We start from the raw sequence: 17,031 nt of genomic DNA, 5'->3' as shown, positions 1-17,031 counted from the left end.
ACAAGGAGGCAAAGAAATGGATAAAATTTTAAAAAAGAAAATGGCGTTGATTACCGTTGCAGCGGCATCTGGGGCAGCAGGAATTTACTTTTTTTTGCAACCAGGGGCGGATCCGGTTGATACGGAAGATATATTTTCCGTTACGGCAAAAGGAGATGAAATCGAACAAAGTGAAAATGAAGCGGAAACCGAACAGGTGATCATTAAAGTGGACGTTAAAGGGGCTGTACAGGCCCCAGGGTTATTTACGGCACAGGCAGGTGACCGGGTGATCGATTTGATTTCGGCTGCAGGCAGTTTTACGGACAAGGCCGATAAGGATAAAGTGAATTTTGCCCAAATCGTTGAAGATCAAATGGTCATTTATGTACCGGAAATAGGTGAAGAAGACAAAGGGAACTTGGAGGACATATCAGTCGTTTCTTCTGGTAATGCTGCTTCCAAAGGGACATCAGAAGGACGGGTGAACTTGAATACAGCTACCCAGGAAGATTTAGAAACCCTGACGGGAATTGGACCATCCAAAGCGATTGCGATCCTGGAATATAGGGAAACGGTAGGGAAATTCAAGCAGGTAGATGACTTGAAGAAGGTATCGGGAATCGGCGATAAAACGTTTGAAAAGTTACAGGAGTCCATTTCGGTGCAATGAATGATTGAATATGCTACACAAATGAACAGGAAGAGGGTAAAATTGAAGAAAATCATTCTAGTGAGTAAGGGGATACAACATGAACAGGATTAGTTGGGATCAATATTTCATGGCGCAAAGCCATTTATTAGCTTTAAGAAGCACATGTACACGCCTCACTGTAGGAGCGACGATCGTCCGGGATAACCGAATCATTGCTGGAGGATATAATGGGTCAATTGCTGGCGGAACCCACTGTATTGATGATGGCTGTTATGTAATTGATAATCATTGTGTCAGAACGATACATGCTGAAATGAATGCACTTTTACAATGTGCGAAATTTGGAGTGCCTACTGATAGGGCTGAAATATATGTGACGCATTTTCCATGTCTGCAGTGCTGTAAATCACTCATCCAAGCTGGAATCAAAGCTGTTTATTATGCGGAGGATTACAAAAATCATCCATATGCTCTGGAATTATTTAAACAGGCTGGTGTCAAGACCGAAAAGGTTGAAGCAAAAGGGGCCATCGATGTTAATGGAAAAGAAAAAAAGGACTTTGTGTTCTCATTGCTAGCTCAGCTTGAACGAACAGGTCTGGGAAAAGAAGCTGTATTGGAGCTGGAAAAGCAGGCCAAACAGATATTTGACAATTAAATCTTAAATCGGACAGGGGGCAGGCATGGCTAGGCACCTTCTCTTATTAGCCGTCTCGGTTACATTTGGAGTTTCGGCCCATTCATTTTTAAATGTAAGGCTTTTGATCATTATCTTTATTTTTCTCTGTTTCCTTTATTTTTCGGTCGGGTTAAGTGTGAAGGCCCTTAGCATTCATTTAATGATCATGGGGATTTTTTTAGGGGCCGCCTCCTTCTCCGATCACCGAAACAACACGGCCTATCATGGAACGGAAAGCCAATTTATCATCACATTTACCGATCAGCCGAATATAGATGGAAATTCATTAAAAGGATTCGTGGGCAGTGAGAAAGGCGAACGGTTAATGCTTCGTTATAAAATCAACACCGAACAAGAAAAGGAAAAGCTGGGCCAGCTTCTGCGTATCGGTTTATCCTGTCCCGCCGAAGGGAACTTGCGAATTCCCGACAAAAACAGGAATGAAAACAGTTTCGATTATCAGCGTTACCTTTTCCGCCAAGGCACCCATTGGATATTTAACGCTGATTCCATATCATTTCGAGATTGCCAAGAAGTTGGAAACTCGATTGTCATTTCGATTCGTAATTTGCGCCTGAAGGGAATTACGTATATTAGAGAACACTTTCCGGAAGAATCGAGCGGTTTTGTCGCAGCACTCATATTCGGCGACCAGACATATATAGATGAAGATGACCTTGCTAATTATCAGCGGCTGGGTCTGGTTCATTTACTGGCGATTTCCGGTCTTCATGTCAGTTTTTTAACGGGGGTGTTATTTTATCTTGGCATCAGGGTTGGAATTACAAGGGAAAGAATGATGGTGGCCATCCTGATTTTCCTTCCAGTTTACATGATACTCTCAGGTGCTAGCCCATCGGTGGTGAGATCCTGTTTAATGGCTATGCTTTTCTTTTTACTCTTGCTATTCAAGAAGCGGATCTCGGCGGGTGCCGCAATCGGATCGGTTTATATGGCACTATTGTTTTTTCAACCTAATATGCTCTATGATATAGGTTTTCAGCTCTCATTCGCAGTCACTTTCTCCATTATCATGTCTTCAAGCATTTTCTTAAGATACCCCAAAAAAACGATGCAGCTATTCATCATCAGTTCCATCTGCCAAATGGCAGCCCTTCCCATTTTGCTTTTTCACTTTTTTGAAGTATCTTTTCTTGGCGTGTTCTTGAACGTATTGTATGTTCCGCTTTATTCGATCATTTTGCTTCCATTTTCATTAATTACCCTCTTCATTCATTTATTACTGCCTTCCTTTGGGCAGCTCCTCATAACTATATTGAACTTCACCTTCATACTTTGTAATAAAGTCGCGGATGCAGCATCCGAGTTGCCACTGGCCTCCATTGCGTTTGGAAAACCACCCTTCATCATGATGGCATTACTTGTTATTTCCCTTTTAGGGTTATACCTGACTTGGGATGAATCTTTTGAAAAAAGTAAAATTTGGTGCGGAATACTGATTGTCCTATTACTTCTTCAATATAATTTACAAAGGTTCTCACCTTTTGTTGAAGTACAGATGATCGATGTTGGACAAGGTGATTCCATTTTAATTATCCTGCCATTCAATCGCGGTAATTATTTGATTGATACGGGTGGGCAAATTACATTTCCAATCGAAACATGGGCAAAAAAGCGAAAGAAGTTCAACACGGCGGATGATATCATCATTCCATTATTGAAAAGTAAAGGAATCCACCAATTGGACAAACTGATTTTAACCCATCCGGATGCAGATCATATGGGAAGTGCAGGAGAATTAATTGAGAATTTCAAAGTTGGGGAGATCGTCATAGGAGGCTGGAGTGAGGAGCATTATCGGAATTTGGATTTTGTGTCCATGGCAAGAGATAAAAAGATGAAAATGACCGTCTTGAAGAGGGGGGACCATTGGGTAGTGGACGGAGCGCAGTTTTCCGTGCTAAGTCCATATGAAAAGGAAGACAATAAGAATGATTCATCGATAGTCCTTCACTCAGAGATTGGGGGATTGTCATGGATATTTACTGGAGATATGGGAGAAGAGGGCGAAAGGGAGCTATTAAGCACATTTCCGCAGTTGCAGGCGGATATCTTGAAGGTTGGTCACCATGGCAGTAAAACTTCTTCTTCCACGTTATTCCTTGAACAGCTACAGCCGAAAGCTGCTCTTATTTCGGTTGGAAAAGAAAATCGCTACGGTCACCCACACGGAGAGGTAATTGGGAATCTGGAGAGAAATGGCATTAAGGTGTTCAGGACGGATGAGGATGGATCTATAATTTATAAGTATTACAAAAGGAGAGGAACCTTTCGGAAGACACTTCCATAGTATGTAGAAAATCAAAAAGAAAGAGACTGCAACGGCAGCCTCCATCAGGAAAAATAAGTGCATGTAGTAATGAAATCAGGATCCGACAGCTTTAACGACGACAGCTATGGTGAACAAGGCAGCGAAAAATACAAAAGAACCGATGAATCCCATAGCGGAATCAGCGACGTCATCTGTCTTGGATTGGACATTCTTTTCGAATTCGTTCATTATTACCCCTCCTATTTCTGCTAATAGTATAAAACATTACCAAAAAAAAATCTACAGGCTTCATTTCTTCATTTCCTTTACTGACAAGAGTTGTCACAAATAGTTTGGGATTTTGAGGTCAAAATAAAAGTACAAACAAAGCAAGCGAAAAAAGAAAAGCTCAATTTTGTTCTACATGAATACTTTACCCGCTTTCAAGGAAGATTACCCGGGCCTTTCTTGAAAGTGTTCATATAGATTCGGAATTAGTCCTTTAGGGGGCTAGTTCCCTTTATAGCTTGTCAAATGGTCCATCCACCTATACCATTAGAGAAGAATACATAAAAAAGAGGCGGATTCTATTGGTATTAGATGTATGGAAAAGTATAAAAAAAGGGCAATTCGCGCCAGTATACTTGTTATATGGAACGGAAGCCTACCTAATTAATGAAACGAAGCAGCTATTGATCGAGAATGTCCTTCACGAAGATGAGATGGATTTTAACTTTTCTCAATTTGATTTAGAAGAGACGCCTGTTGAAACAGCGCTTGAAGATGTCGAAACCCTCCCATTTATCGGGGAAAGGCGCCTTGTTTTCATGCAAAACCCATTTTTTTTGACAGCTGAAAAAACGAAGTCAAGAGTTGAACATAATGTGAAAAGACTGGAAGCGTATTTGGCTGATCCGGTTCCTTATTCTATTGTCGTTTTGACCGCACCTTATGAGAAACTGGATGAACGGAAGAAAATCACCAAGGAACTGAAGCGTAAGGCGGTTCTCGTTGAAGCGAAGAAGCTTGGTGATCATGAGTTAAAGGTGTGGGTAAAGGAGCGGGTCGAAGCTTCTTCTGTCCAAATAGATGAACAGGCTACAGAGCTTTTACTTGAACTTGCAGGAACGAATCTGATGATGCTGACGAATGAACTGGATAAAATGGTCCTTTATGCAGAAGCTGATAAACATATTACGGTCGAGATAGTGGAAAAGCTGGTCGCTAAATCCCTTGAGCAGAATATCTTCACGCTAGTTGATCATGTCTTACAGCGGAAGATGGAAAGTGCCATGACGATTTTACACGATCTTCTCAGGCAGAACGAAGAGCCGATCAAGATCTTAAGTGTCATGGCTGGACAAGTCAGGCTAATGTATCAAGTGAAAGAGCTTTCCCGTCAAGGCTATAGCCAGCAAAAAATTGCGGGACAACTGAAGGTGCATCCATACAGGGTGAAACTGGCCCTCGAAAAGACGGGGAAATTCCAGGAACGCGAGCTGTTGTCCATCATGAACGACTTAGCGGAGGCTGATTATAAAATGAAGACCGGCCAAGCCGATAAGGCGATCACGCTTGAGCTGCTGCTTTTAAAAATCAGATCATAAAAAAGGTGGCAGAAACCCTGCCACCTTTTTTATACGAAAAAACACGCACAAAAAAAACGATCCAACTGGATCGTTTAATTTTTTGTCATTATGCGTTAAGAGCGTTAAGTCTTTTCGCTAAACGAGATTTTTTACGGGCTGCCGCATTTTTATGGATTAATCCTTTAGATGCAGCTTTGTCTAATTTCACAGCAGCTGTTAATAGAGCTTCTTTAGCAGCTTCAACGTTTTCACCAGCTAATGCAACTTCAGCATTTTTCACTGTAGTACGCATAGTTGATCTAACAGTAATGTTATGAACGCGTTTTTTGTCGTTGATTTTTACACGTTTAATAGCAGATTTAATGTTTGGCATTCCGTTCACCTCCTACAAAGAAATCGAGATTATATGAACTCGACTTTTCAAATCCATATCAAATAGCACAAGTGATATTCTATCAGACTGCTCATAAATATGCAATACTTCAGATTGAGAATCGAAAAGGAATTATAAAAGGAATTATAATTTCAGTAATAAATTCATCTCGTCATAATTCATTGTATCAAAAAAATGAATAATAAAAAAGCAAAAACGACAGAATGTTTAAGAGAGACCATAAAAATTACTAGATTAGATACAATTCAAACATCAGGAGGCCGTTATGGAAAATAATTTGGACCTTAGTGAATACGGAATTCGAACAGATTTGGCGATTGAAGCAAAGGAAATTGCCCTTGAACATAAAGGTGTCGTTGAGGAAGTGGATGTATCCCATATTGAAGGGGTCATTATTAAGGAAAAAGAAGTGGAAGATCTGAAGGTATCCTTAGTCGAGGTCACGGCTGAAGGGGAAAAAGAAATCGGTAAAAAACAGGGCAGCTATTTGACCATCGAAGTCCAGGGAATCCGCCAGCAGGATACGGATACTCAGCAACGGGTGGAAAAGGTGTTTGCCAATGAACTGGCGTACTTCTTGAAACGGAATAAAATCACCAAGGAAAGCAGTTGTTTAGTTGTCGGCCTTGGTAACTGGAATGTTACTCCCGATGCTCTGGGACCTGCAGTCGTTGAGAACCTTGTAGTCACAAGACATTTGTTCGAATTGCAGCCTGAGTCGGTCAAGGAGGGCTATCGGCCGGTCAGTGCGATCTCCCCTGGTGTGATGGGGATTACGGGAATCGAGACGAGTGACATCATAAAAGGAGTCATCGAAAAAAGTAACCCTGATTTCCTGATCGTCGTTGATGCATTGGCTGCCCGTTCGATTGATCGTGTGAATTCCACGATTCAAATTACGGATACAGGCATCCATCCAGGGTCTGGTGTTGGAAATAAACGAAAAGAATTGAGTCAGGCTACCCTGGGAGTTCCTGTTATAGCCATTGGAATACCTACCGTCGTGGATGCCGTATCGATAGCAAGCGATACGATTGATTATATCTTGAAGCACTTTGGCAAGGAAATGAATGAAGGGGACAGACCATCCCGTTCGTTGGCACCCGCTGGATTCAGTTTTGGAAAGCGGACAAAGCTGACCGAAGAGGATATGCCAGGTGAAAAGGAACGCCAAACTTTCTTGGGAATGATAGGTGTCCTCCCTGATGAAGAGAAACGGAAATTGATTTATGAGGTGCTTTCGCCACTTGGTCATAATTTAATGGTTACGCCCAAAGAAGTCGATGTTTTCATTGAAGATATGGCCAATTTGATAGCTAATGGATTAAATGCTGCCTTGCATAATTCAATAAATCAAGAAAATACGGGCTACTATACCCGTTAAATCATTTTCAGTGCCCAAAAATGGTGTTCTACCCTTTCTAGCAAAGTCATAGGTATTAATAGACAAGCTATAGAGAGGGTGGAAAGATGAAAAGAAGAAATTCCCCAGGAATCATAACAGCTATTCACGGATCAACAATAATAAAAACTTTTCTAGGTATTCTCGCCTTGCTTCTTTTTGTTTTTTCAGTCAGTGGTGTCATGACTTCCCTAAGACCGGAGTATCGGATATCTTCGAATTCCGTACATACTGTAGCCAACCAATTCTCGGGAAAAATGCTGTTCTCGATGCTGGCCAATGAAAACCACTATTTTTTTAATGCCCTGCCAGAAGGTAAGCAGGAATCGGTTATCACGAATCAATTGATAAAAGTCTCGACTAACATTTCATTGGAGGACCCGCGAAGTTTACTTGGCAGGGAACTTCCTGGCTTTTCGATTTTTGATAATGAGATCCTCGTGGCTGGTGAAGGAACGAATTATACGAATATGCCGTATGAATCCTCGCCGCCAGTAGACGTCCTGAATGAAGAAAGGGATGCATCCCTGCAAAACCTGGATGAGATTGAAGAACCGGAAAAAGGAGTGGCCAATCAGCCGAATCAAACGACCAATGGACGGAAAGTGGTCGAGATTTACCATAGCCATAACCGGGAATCGTATCTTCCTTATTTAAAAGGGGTGACCAATCCGGACCTAGCCTACCATTCTAAAATCAACATTACAAAACTCGGTGCACGAATGGTGGAGGACATGGCTGATAAAGGGATAGGATCATCGCTTGATAAAACGGATATTATGGGCAATTTGAATAATAAAGGATTGAATTATGCCAAATCCTATCAAGAGTCTCGTAAATCCGTTCAGACTGCGTTGGCTACCAACAAAGATCTAGAATATATCATTGATATCCATCGTGATTCTAAACGAAAAAATCATACGACCATTAACATTAACGGTAAAGATTATGCCAAGATTGCCTTCGTGGTCGGGGGCAATAACCCGAACTTCGAAAAAAATGCAGCGCTTGCCAATAAGCTTCATAAAGCTTTGGAGAAAAAATACCCTGGCATTTCACGAGGGGTTATGAAACAAGGCGGAGCGGGGAAGAATGGAGTATACAATCAGGATTTGTCAAGCAATGCCATGCTCTTGGAAATTGGCGGTGTTGATAATACTTTCGAGGAAATGTACTTAACCGTTGATGCCTTTACCGATGTTTTCAGTGAATTTTACTGGGATGCCAAAGCTGTTGATAAAACGACTGGGGAATCGGAATCGAAGTAAGTTGAAAGGAGTTCTCTATCATGGTTCGGTTTTGGTTGAAATGTACTGGGATTGTGCTCGTATTATTTTTAGGTGTTCTGATTGGGATGCAGCAAGCGAACGATGGGATGAAAAAAATGAAGGGGTATGAAGATCCCTCTTTGAATAGTGCATTCATTATTAACCAATCGGATCAAGGGGAGATGGAAGCGGATATTCTTGGCGAAAAAGTAACAAGTCATGATTTGGAGTCGAAAAAAGAAAAGCTTGAAGAAATGAAAGCCTTCAACTTTTTCTCATCGATCGGCAAAACGCTTGGAGATACGATATCAGGGGCCTTTCAAGCACTTATTGATATGATTTAGGTATGGAATAAGTTGAGTGTGCCCTATCAAAAGGTTGCATCCGAATCCGGAATGCAGCCTTTTTTTATCCTTTGCCCTACAATGATGCTTCTTTTGTAACTATTCTGTTGAATCTTGCATTTTCTATTGATATAATAAAAAATAGTGTATTGTGTCGACTAGTGGGAGTGAACGTCATGAATAGAGAAGAAAAATTAAAAAGACAATCAAAGATTCGTAACTTTTCCATCATCGCTCATATTGATCATGGAAAATCTACATTGGCGGATCGTATCATTGAAAAAACGAACGCAATGACTCAGCGTGAAATGAAGAGTCAACTGTTGGATTCCATGGATTTAGAGCGAGAGCGTGGAATTACGATTAAATTGAATGCGATTCAATTGAAATATAATGCGAAAGATGGCGAAGAATATATTTTCCATCTTATTGATACACCGGGACATGTCGATTTTACGTATGAAGTTTCACGAAGCCTTGCAGCGTGTGAAGGTGCTGTCCTTGTTGTCGATGCTGCACAGGGAATTGAGGCCCAAACGCTTGCAAACGTGTATTTAGCTTTGGACAACAACCTGGAAATCATCCCGGTCATCAATAAAATTGATTTGCCGAGTGCCGATCCGGAACGGGTACGTGGAGAAATCGAGGAAGTAATCGGATTGGATGCATCCGATGCAGTTTTGGCTTCCGCTAAAGCGGGAATCGGAATCGAGGAGATTTTGGAGCAGGTCGTTGAATTGGTGCCAGCACCACAGGGAGATCCCGATGCCCCGTTCAAAGCGCTTATTTTCGATTCACTGTTTGATGCGTACCGCGGTGTGGTTGCCTATATCCGTGTTGTTGAGGGTTCCATTAAAGTGGGCGACAAAATCAAAATGATGTCCACTGGCAAGGAATTTGATGTAACCGAATTGGGTGTCTTCAATCCGAAAACCCAGCTTTTGGATGAACTTAACGTCGGTGATGTAGGTTTCCTTACTGCCGCCATTAAAAACGTTGGTGATACGACTGTTGGTGATACGATTACCAGTGCCATGAATAGTGCGACAGTGCCATTGCCGGGTTACCGGAAGATGAATCCGATGGTATATTGCGGTTTATACCCAATTGACGCATCGAAATTCAATGATTTAAGGGATGCATTAGAGAAGTTGGAATTGAACGATTCAGCATTACAGTTCGAAGCGGAATCATCGCAAGCATTGGGCTTCGGTTTCCGTTGCGGATTCCTTGGACTCCTTCATATGGAAATAATCCAGGAACGGATTGAACGTGAATTCAAAATTGATCTGATCACCACTGCGCCGAGTGTTATTTATGATGTGATCCTGACAGACGGAACGGTCCTGAAAGTAGATAACCCTTCCAATATGCCGGATGCTCAAAAGATTGAACGAGTCGAGGAGCCATATGTCAAAGCAACGATGATGGCACCGACAGAGTTCGTCGGAACGATCATGGAAATCTGTCAAAATAAACGCGGTAACTTCATTGATATGGAATATATCGATGAGACTCGTGTGAGCATTCATTATGAAATACCATTATCGGAAATCGTTTATGATTTCTTCGATCAGTTGAAATCCAATACTAGAGGCTATGCTTCATTCGATTATGAGTTGATCGGCTACAAACCGTCCAAGCTTGTGAAGATGGATATCTTACTGAACGCTGAAACTGTGGATGCGTTGAGTTTCATCGTTCATAAGGACTTTGCTTATGAACGCGGTAAAGTCATTGTTGAAAAATTGAAGAAATTGATTCCAAGACAACAATTTGAAGTGCCGATCCAAGCAGCGATCGGGCAAAAGATCGTGGCCCGTTCTTCAATTAGTGCAATGCGCAAAAACGTATTGGCTAAATGTTACGGCGGCGATATTTCCCGTAAACGTAAGTTGCTCGAAAAACAGAAAGAAGGTAAAAAGCGGATGAAACAGGTAGGTTCCGTTGAAGTGCCGCAAGAAGCTTTCATGGCTGTTTTGAAAATGGATGATACGACACCGAAAAAATAAATAAAATAAACGATAGATAGAAAAAAGAGGGTAGAGGAGATCTAGCCTCTTTTTCTATCGACTCATTCGATTAAAAGGTTGTGAACACAATGATTAAAAGCGCCTACCTCCATATACCATTTTGTGAACATATTTGTCACTATTGTGATTTTAATAAAGTATTTTTACAGGGACAGCCGGTTGACGAATATTTACAGATGATGAAAAGGGAAATGGTGATGCAACTTTCTAAATACCCGACTGCAGGATTGGATACGGTATTCGTCGGTGGAGGGACACCGACCTCCCTAAATGAAAAGCAGCTTGCTTTTTTATGTGAAGCGATCAATGAAACCCTGCCATTTGATCAAAAAAAGGCTGAATATACATTCGAAGCCAATCCAGGGGATCTTTCGCGAGAAAAACTCGAGATACTTTATCATTCAGGTGTCAATAGACTTAGCTTTGGAGTGCAAAGCTTCAATGATGAATTATTAAAGCGAATAGGCCGGACTCATCGGGCTTCTGAAGTATATGAAACGATTCATTTGGCTCAAGAAGTTGGCTTTACGAATATCAGCATCGATTTGATTTACGGATTGCCGGGACAAACTATGGAAGATTTCAATGACACGTTGGATAAAGCGATTGCCCTTCAATTGCCGCACTATTCCAGCTACTCATTGATCGTTGAGCCGAAAACGGTTTTTTATAATCAGATGCGAAGGGGTAAATTAAACCTGCCGCCGCAGGAGCTCGAGGCTTCGATGTACGAGAAGCTGATGGAAGAGATGGAGAAGCATGGACTGCATCAATATGAAATCAGTAATTTTGCCCGTGCTGGGTTTGAAAGCCGGCACAACCTGACATATTGGGATAATGTGGAGTATTATGGGATTGGTGCCGGTGCACATGGCTATACTGGAGGAAAAAGAGTGGCCAATCATGGACCGGTGAAGAAATATATCACACCATTGATGGCGAACCAGCTGCCTGTATTGGAGGAACGCCCAGTACCGCTTCATGAACGGATGGAAGAGGAGATGTTTTTGGGTCTCCGAAAAACGGAAGGAGTTTCATTGGAAACCTTCAAGAGTAAATTTTTTGTTGAAATGACGGAGATTTTCAGGAAACCGCTCGAAGAAGAATCGGCAAAGGGTCTGCTTAAGGTGGAAGGCGGGTTCGTGCGCTTGACGGAGCGGGGGAAACTGCTTGGAAATGAAGTGTTCCAATCATTTTTGGGCATTATTGATTCCGAGTGAAGTTAATCTATGTTATTTTACGAGTAATTAGCGGTTTTCATTGTTGACATCATAAGCTTCATTTGATAATTTATTAGTATATTAGCACTCGAAGAGACAGAGTGCTAACAGAGGTGATCATACATGCTAACTGATCGTCAATTATTGATTCTACAAGTGATAATCGAGGATTTTATCCATTCTGCCCAGCCAGTCGGGTCACGAAGCTTGTCGAAGAAAGAAGAAATTACGTTCAGCTCTGCCACAATTCGCAATGAAATGTCTGATCTTGAAGAAATGGGATTTTTAGAAAAAACCCATACTTCTTCCGGTAGGATTCCTTCTGAAAAAGGGTATAGATATTATGTGGATCATTTACTTTCTCCTCAAGCTCCGAAAAAGAATGAAATGAAGATATTAAAATCCGTTTTTGTAGAACGAATTTATGAATTGGAAAAGATCGTTCAGAAGTCAGCGAAAATACTTTCGGAACTGACGAATTATACGGCGATTGTACTGGGGCCAAAAGTGAATGAGCATAAGCTGAAGAAAATCCAGATCATTCCTTTGAGCCCGGAAACGGCAATAGCCATCATTATTACTGATACAGGTCATGTGGAAAATCGAATGATTTCCTTACCGCCTTCTTTTGATATAAACGAAATTGAAAAGATGGTGAACATATTGAATTCCCGTTTGGTCGATGTTCCGCTAGTTGATCTAAAGGATAAGATCTACAAGGAAGTGGCTGTTCTTTTGAGCCGTCACATCCATAACTATGGATCGATGGTCTCTGTCCTGGCGGATACCCTGACGGACACAAAGCCCGAAAAAATATTTTTCGGCGGGAAAACGAATATGCTAAGGCAGCCTGAGTTCCATGATATTGCTAAAGTAAGCACGCTTTTATCGATGATTGAGCAGGAGCAGGGTTTTTATGAACTCATTACTCAAAATCCATCGGGCATCCACGTCAAGATTGGCCGTGAAAATCAAAACACAGTGCTCGATGACTGCAGTTTGATTACGGCAACATACTCAATCGGGCAGGAGCAAGTGGGCACATTAGCCATATTGGGTCCGACGAGAATGGAATATTCGCGAGTGATCAGTTTGCTTTCGTTTTTCTCGAAAGATTTAACGGCCCTAATGACAAAACTGTATCAAAAATAGTAGCAAAGGTAATATTGTTAAGGTGGCGGAGGTCATATTCCGCAGCCTGACCTATTACTTTAGCATAAATTGTATAACCCTTTTAGGGAGGTGAGATTGTGACAGAAAATAAAAATGAAGAAAAAACATTGGAAAATGAAACAATCGAGGAAAGCGCTGCAGAAGCAGTTTTCGCTGAAGGAGAAACTCCAGCAGAACAAAACCAGGAGGAAACTCCGGTTGAAAAAGATGAACTTCAATTGGCTCATGAAAAGATTGCTGAGCTTCAGGCAAAAATCGAAGAAATGGATAACCGTTATCTTCGTCTGCAGGCCGATTTTGATAATTCAAGACGCCGTGCCAAGCTTGATATGGAGGCGGCTCAAAAATATAGAGTTCAAAGTATTGCCAGTGATTTAGTGGAAGCTCTTGATAATTTTGAAAGAGCTACAAAAATCGAAGCGGAAAATGAACAGACGAAATCCCTGCTTCAAGGCATGGAAATGGTCTACAAAGCGATTACTGATGCATTGACTAAAGAAGGCATCGAACCGATCAGTTCGGTTGGTGAAGAGTTCGATCCGCGTTTGCATCAAGCGGTCATGCAAGTTCAAGATGAAAACTTCGGTTCTAACATCGTCGTCGAGGAATTCCAAAAAGGATACCTTCTTAAAGACCGTGTGATTCGACCTGCAATGGTTAAAGTGAACGAATAAGATTTTTACATATAAAAAATTGGGAGGTAGTGAAACTATGAGCAAGATTATAGGTATTGACTTAGGTACAACAAACTCTTGTGTATCTGTACTTGAAGGCGGGGAACCAAAAGTAATCCCGAATCCAGAAGGAAACCGTACAACACCATCCGTAGTGGCATTCAAAAATGGAGAAAGACAAGTAGGGGAAGTGGCAAAACGCCAAGCGATTACAAACCCTAACACAATCATTTCCATTAAACGCCATATGGGTACCGACCATAAAGAAGTAATTGAAGGAAAAGAATACTCACCTCAGGAAGTTTCTGCAATCATCCTTCAATACTTAAAATCATACGCTGAAGAGTATCTTGGCGAAAAAGTTACAAAAGCGGTTATCACTGTACCTGCTTACTTCAATGATGCAGAACGTCAAGCAACTAAGGATGCTGGTCAAATTGCTGGTCTTGAAGTGGAACGTATCATCAACGAACCTACAGCTGCAGCACTTGCATACGGTTTGGATAAAACGGAAGAAGATCAAACGATCCTTGTATTCGACCTTGGCGGCGGTACATTCGACGTATCGATCATGGAACTTGGAGATGGCGTTTTCGAAGTTAAGTCCACAGCCGGTGACAACCGTCTAGGTGGAGATGATTTCGACCAAGTCATCATCGATTACCTAGTTGAAGCATTCAAGAAAGAAAATGGAATTGACCTTTCAAAAGATAAAATGGCGGTACAACGTTTGAAAGATGCAGCTGAAAAAGCGAAAAAAGATCTTTCCGGTGTAACTTCAACTCAAATTTCCTTGCCATTCATCACAGCTGGGGATGCTGGCCCGCTTCACTTGGACGTAACGATGACTAGAGCAAAATTCGATGAGCTTTCTTCAGGTCTTGTTGAGCGTACTATGGGACCAACTCGTCAAGCATTGAAAGATGCTGGCCTTTCAGCGTCTGAAATTGACAAAGTAATCCTTGTTGGTGGATCTACACGTATTCCTGCGGTTGTTGAAGCGATCAAAAAGGAAATCGGTCAAGAACCAAGCAAAGGTGTAAACCCTGATGAAGTAGTGGCTATGGGTGCTGCAATTCAAGGTGGCGTATTAACAGGAGATGTTAAAGACGTTGTCCTTCTGGATGTAACTCCACTTTCACTTGGGATTGAAACGATGGGCGGAGTGTTCACGAAACTGATTGACCGTAATACTACGATTCCAACTAGTAAATCACAAGTATTCTCGACAGCGGCTGATAACCAAACAGCAGTTGATATCCATGTTCTTCAAGGTGAACGTCCAATGTCAGCGGATAACAAAACGCTCGGTCGTTTCCAATTGAGTGACATTCCACCTGCACCGCGTGGAATTCCGCAAGTTGAAGTGACATTCGATATCGATAAAAATGGTATCGTGAACGTTCGTGCGAAAGATCTTGGCACGAACAAAGAACAAGCGATCACCATCAAATCATCTTCAGGACTTTCTGATGAAGAGATCGAACGCATGGTACGTGAAGCGGAAGAAAATGCCGATAGCGATAAACAACGTAAAGAAGAAGTTGAACTTCGTAACGAAGCTGATCAATTAGTCTTCCAAACGGAAAAAACGCTTAAAGATCTAGAAGGTAAAGTGGACGAAGCTGAAGTAACAAAAGCAAATGAAGCGAAGGACGAACTGAAAGCTGCAATCGAGAAAAATGAGCTTGAAGAAATCCGCGTGAAAAAAGATGCACTTAATGAAATCGTTCAAGCTTTGACAATGAAGCTTTATGAAGAAGCGGCAAAAGCTCAGCAAGCTGGCGAAGCCGGTGCTGGCGAATCTGCTAAAGACGATAATGTCGTTGATGCAGAATACACGGAAGTTAACGAAGAAGAGAAAAAATAAAAAGTGACCCAATCGGGACACTGATAAATATTGGGCAGTTCATTTCTGCCTGCCATTGTAGAAAAGTCAAAGTCAGGTTATCTTGACTTTGGCTTTTTTTACAGTGAAGGGAATCATTGTCAGGGAACATTGGCATCTGGTTTTCTTTTAATCTTACAATCGCTGTTGGGGAATCATGGGATTTTAGAAATAAATGTGTGCAATTTGGGGCTGGCATTACCAATTACAAAAAAGTGTTAAAGCCTGTTTGTACTTTTCTAGTTGATTATTATCTTCGTTCAGTGATAATATTACCTTTATGTGAATCGAATCGGGAGTGGATTTTAGATATGAGTAAACGCGATTATTATGAGGTGTTAGGCCTTTCGAAGAGTGCTTCGAAGGATGAAATCAAAAAAGCGTATCGAAAGCTCTCCAAACAATATCACCCTGATATTAATAAAGCGGACGATGCTGCGGATAAATTCAAGGAAATCAAGGAAGCTTACGAAGTATTGAGTGACGAACAGAAAAAGGCCCATTATGACCAATTCGGACATACAGATCCAAATCAGGGCTTTGGTGGTCAGGACTTTGGTGGTTTCGGCGGTTTCGAAGATATTTTCAGTAGCTTCTTTGGTGGCGGCGGACGTAGGAGAGATCCTAATGCACCGCGTCAAGGGGCGGATTTACAGTATACGATGACGCTTTCTTTTGAAGAGGCTGCATTTGGAAAAGATACTGAAATCGAAATTCCGCGTGAAGAGAATTGTGATACATGTAAAGGATCCGGTGCCAAACCAGGCACAAAAGTGGAAAATTGTTCACATTGTCATGGAACCGGTCAATTGAATGTTGAACAAAACACAGCGTTCGGAAGGATTGTGAACCGGAGAGCATGTCACCATTGTCAAGGAACAGGAAAAATCATTCCTAATAAATGCTCAACATGTGGCGGTGACGGAAAAGTCCAAAAACGTAAAAAGATCCAAGTTAAGGTGCCAGCCGGAATTGATGATGGTCAGCAATTGCGTGTAACCGGCCAAGGAGAGCCAGGAATCAATGGCGGTCCAGCTGGAGACCTGTATGTTGTCTTCCATGTACGCAGCCATGAATTCTTTGAGCGGGATGGCGATGACATCTATTGTGAAATGCCGGTTACTTTCGCTCAGGCAGCATTAGGCGATGAAATAGAAGTTCCGACCCTTCATGGAAAAGTGAAGCTGAAGATCCCTGCCGGTACACAAACAAGCACGCGTTTCCGTTTAAAAGGCAAAGGTGTTCCTAACGTCAGAGGATATGGCCAAGGAGATCAGCATGTAGTCGTATTAGTGGTAACGCCTAAAAAATTAACGGAAAAACAAAAGGATCTGCTTCGTGAGTTCAGCGATATCAGCGGACAAGGTATAGATGAACAAGAAGATGGCTTTTTCTCAAAAGTGAAACGTGCATTTAAAGATAGGTGAATAAAAGTAAAAGAACAAATTGGGAGTTGGTAGA

15 protein-coding genes are annotated in these 17,031 nt (G+C 41.7%); 13 read left to right on the top strand and 2 right to left on the bottom strand.

Annotation, left to right across the window (positions count from 1 at the left end; genetic code table 11):
* Positions 1 to 16 precede the first annotated feature (16 nt).
* The 3 genes from QUF78_RS18505 to QUF78_RS18495 all read left to right on the top strand — a co-directional run bounded on the left by QUF78_RS18505 (position 17) and on the right by QUF78_RS18495 (position 3,624).
* Positions 17 to 652: a helix-hairpin-helix domain-containing protein gene (locus QUF78_RS18505; protein ID WP_289325809.1), complete on the top strand. Its 636-nt coding sequence runs from the start codon at positions 17 to 19 to the stop codon at positions 650 to 652.
* 79 nt (positions 653 to 731) lie between these two features.
* Positions 732 to 1,292, top strand: a complete 561-nt coding sequence (locus QUF78_RS18500; RefSeq protein ID WP_289325808.1) for a ComE operon protein 2 — start codon at positions 732 to 734, stop codon at positions 1,290 to 1,292.
* 25 nt (positions 1,293 to 1,317) lie between these two features.
* Positions 1,318 to 3,624 carry a DNA internalization-related competence protein ComEC/Rec2 gene (locus QUF78_RS18495; protein WP_289325807.1) on the top strand — a complete coding sequence of 769 codons (2,307 nt, stop codon included), beginning with the start codon at positions 1,318 to 1,320 and terminating at the stop codon, positions 3,622 to 3,624.
* Positions 3,625 to 3,699: 75 nt separating this feature from the next.
* Here QUF78_RS18495 and QUF78_RS18490 read toward each other — a convergent pair whose 3' ends face one another.
* On the bottom strand, positions 3,700 to 3,834 hold the full coding sequence (locus QUF78_RS18490) for a YqzM family protein (protein WP_289315614.1): 135 nt from the start codon (positions 3,832 to 3,834) through the stop codon (positions 3,700 to 3,702).
* Between the two features lie 341 nt (positions 3,835 to 4,175).
* Between QUF78_RS18490 and holA the strand changes: the two genes are divergently transcribed.
* Positions 4,176 to 5,192 carry a DNA polymerase III subunit delta gene (gene holA, locus QUF78_RS18485; RefSeq protein ID WP_289327355.1) on the top strand — a complete coding sequence of 339 codons (1,017 nt, stop codon included), beginning with the start codon at positions 4,176 to 4,178 and terminating at the stop codon, positions 5,190 to 5,192.
* A gap of 88 nt (positions 5,193 to 5,280) precedes the next feature.
* Here the strand turns inward: holA and rpsT are convergent, their stop codons facing one another.
* Complete coding sequence (gene rpsT / locus QUF78_RS18480) at positions 5,281 to 5,547, bottom strand: 30S ribosomal protein S20 (RefSeq protein ID WP_034308554.1); 267 nt, start codon at positions 5,545 to 5,547, stop codon at positions 5,281 to 5,283.
* A gap of 286 nt (positions 5,548 to 5,833) precedes the next feature.
* Between rpsT and gpr the strand changes: the two genes are divergently transcribed.
* From gpr to dnaJ, 9 genes are all read left to right on the top strand, one after another.
* Positions 5,834 to 6,952 (top strand): GPR endopeptidase, encoded by a 1,119-nt coding sequence (gene gpr, locus QUF78_RS18475; RefSeq protein WP_289325806.1) that lies wholly within the window; start codon positions 5,834 to 5,836, stop codon positions 6,950 to 6,952.
* Positions 6,953 to 7,038: 86 nt separating this feature from the next.
* On the top strand, positions 7,039 to 8,238 hold the full coding sequence (gene spoIIP / locus QUF78_RS18470) for a stage II sporulation protein P (protein WP_289325805.1): 1,200 nt from the start codon (positions 7,039 to 7,041) through the stop codon (positions 8,236 to 8,238).
* Between the two features lie 20 nt (positions 8,239 to 8,258).
* Positions 8,259 to 8,582, top strand: a complete 324-nt coding sequence (locus QUF78_RS18465) for a YqxA family protein (protein WP_289325804.1) — start codon at positions 8,259 to 8,261, stop codon at positions 8,580 to 8,582.
* 176 nt (positions 8,583 to 8,758) lie between these two features.
* Complete coding sequence (gene lepA / locus QUF78_RS18460; RefSeq protein ID WP_289325803.1) at positions 8,759 to 10,594, top strand: translation elongation factor 4; 1,836 nt, start codon at positions 8,759 to 8,761, stop codon at positions 10,592 to 10,594.
* An 89-nt stretch (positions 10,595 to 10,683) separates the two neighbouring features.
* On the top strand, positions 10,684 to 11,835 hold the full coding sequence (gene hemW, locus QUF78_RS18455; RefSeq protein WP_289325802.1) for a radical SAM family heme chaperone HemW: 1,152 nt from the start codon (positions 10,684 to 10,686) through the stop codon (positions 11,833 to 11,835).
* A 123-nt stretch (positions 11,836 to 11,958) separates the two neighbouring features.
* On the top strand, positions 11,959 to 12,987 hold the full coding sequence (gene hrcA, locus QUF78_RS18450) for a heat-inducible transcriptional repressor HrcA (protein ID WP_289325801.1): 1,029 nt from the start codon (positions 11,959 to 11,961) through the stop codon (positions 12,985 to 12,987).
* 98 nt (positions 12,988 to 13,085) lie between these two features.
* Entirely contained in the window at positions 13,086 to 13,682 is a 597-nt protein-coding gene (gene grpE, locus QUF78_RS18445) for a nucleotide exchange factor GrpE (protein WP_370015851.1), read from the top strand.
* Positions 13,683 to 13,719: 37 nt separating this feature from the next.
* Positions 13,720 to 15,552: a molecular chaperone DnaK gene (gene dnaK / locus QUF78_RS18440; protein ID WP_289325800.1), complete on the top strand. Its 1,833-nt coding sequence runs from the start codon at positions 13,720 to 13,722 to the stop codon at positions 15,550 to 15,552.
* A gap of 329 nt (positions 15,553 to 15,881) precedes the next feature.
* Positions 15,882 to 16,997 carry a molecular chaperone DnaJ gene (gene dnaJ, locus QUF78_RS18435; protein WP_207437135.1) on the top strand — a complete coding sequence of 372 codons (1,116 nt, stop codon included), beginning with the start codon at positions 15,882 to 15,884 and terminating at the stop codon, positions 16,995 to 16,997.
* Positions 16,998 to 17,031: the final 34 nt, after the last annotated feature.

It is taken from the genome of Peribacillus sp. ACCC06369 (genome assembly GCF_030348945.1).
Taxonomy (GTDB): domain Bacteria; phylum Bacillota; class Bacilli; order Bacillales; family DSM-1321; genus Peribacillus.
Note: the sequence above shows the minus strand (reverse complement) of the source record. Positions and strands in the feature narration are given on the sequence as shown.

Excerpts from the sequence above, each read along its gene's own strand:
- QUF78_RS18505 (WP_289325809.1), top strand. The coding sequence starts at position 17 with ATGGATAAAATTTTAAAAAAGAAAATGGCGTTGATTACCGTTGCAGCG.
- QUF78_RS18500 (WP_289325808.1), top strand. The coding sequence starts at position 732 with ATGAACAGGATTAGTTGGGATCAATATTTCATGGCGCAAAGCCATTTA.
- QUF78_RS18495 (WP_289325807.1), top strand. The coding sequence starts at position 1,318 with ATGGCTAGGCACCTTCTCTTATTAGCCGTCTCGGTTACATTTGGAGTT.
- QUF78_RS18490 (WP_289315614.1), bottom strand. The coding sequence starts at position 3,834 with ATGAACGAATTCGAAAAGAATGTCCAATCCAAGACAGATGACGTCGCT.
- rpsT (WP_034308554.1), bottom strand. The coding sequence starts at position 5,547 with ATGCCAAACATTAAATCTGCTATTAAACGTGTAAAAATCAACGACAAA.
- gpr (WP_289325806.1), top strand. The coding sequence starts at position 5,834 with ATGGAAAATAATTTGGACCTTAGTGAATACGGAATTCGAACAGATTTG.
- spoIIP (WP_289325805.1), top strand. The coding sequence starts at position 7,039 with ATGAAAAGAAGAAATTCCCCAGGAATCATAACAGCTATTCACGGATCA.
- QUF78_RS18465 (WP_289325804.1), top strand. The coding sequence starts at position 8,259 with ATGGTTCGGTTTTGGTTGAAATGTACTGGGATTGTGCTCGTATTATTT.
- lepA (WP_289325803.1), top strand. The coding sequence starts at position 8,759 with ATGAATAGAGAAGAAAAATTAAAAAGACAATCAAAGATTCGTAACTTT.
- hemW (WP_289325802.1), top strand. The coding sequence starts at position 10,684 with ATGATTAAAAGCGCCTACCTCCATATACCATTTTGTGAACATATTTGT.
- hrcA (WP_289325801.1), top strand. The coding sequence starts at position 11,959 with ATGCTAACTGATCGTCAATTATTGATTCTACAAGTGATAATCGAGGAT.
- dnaK (WP_289325800.1), top strand. The coding sequence starts at position 13,720 with ATGAGCAAGATTATAGGTATTGACTTAGGTACAACAAACTCTTGTGTA.
- dnaJ (WP_207437135.1), top strand. The coding sequence starts at position 15,882 with ATGAGTAAACGCGATTATTATGAGGTGTTAGGCCTTTCGAAGAGTGCT.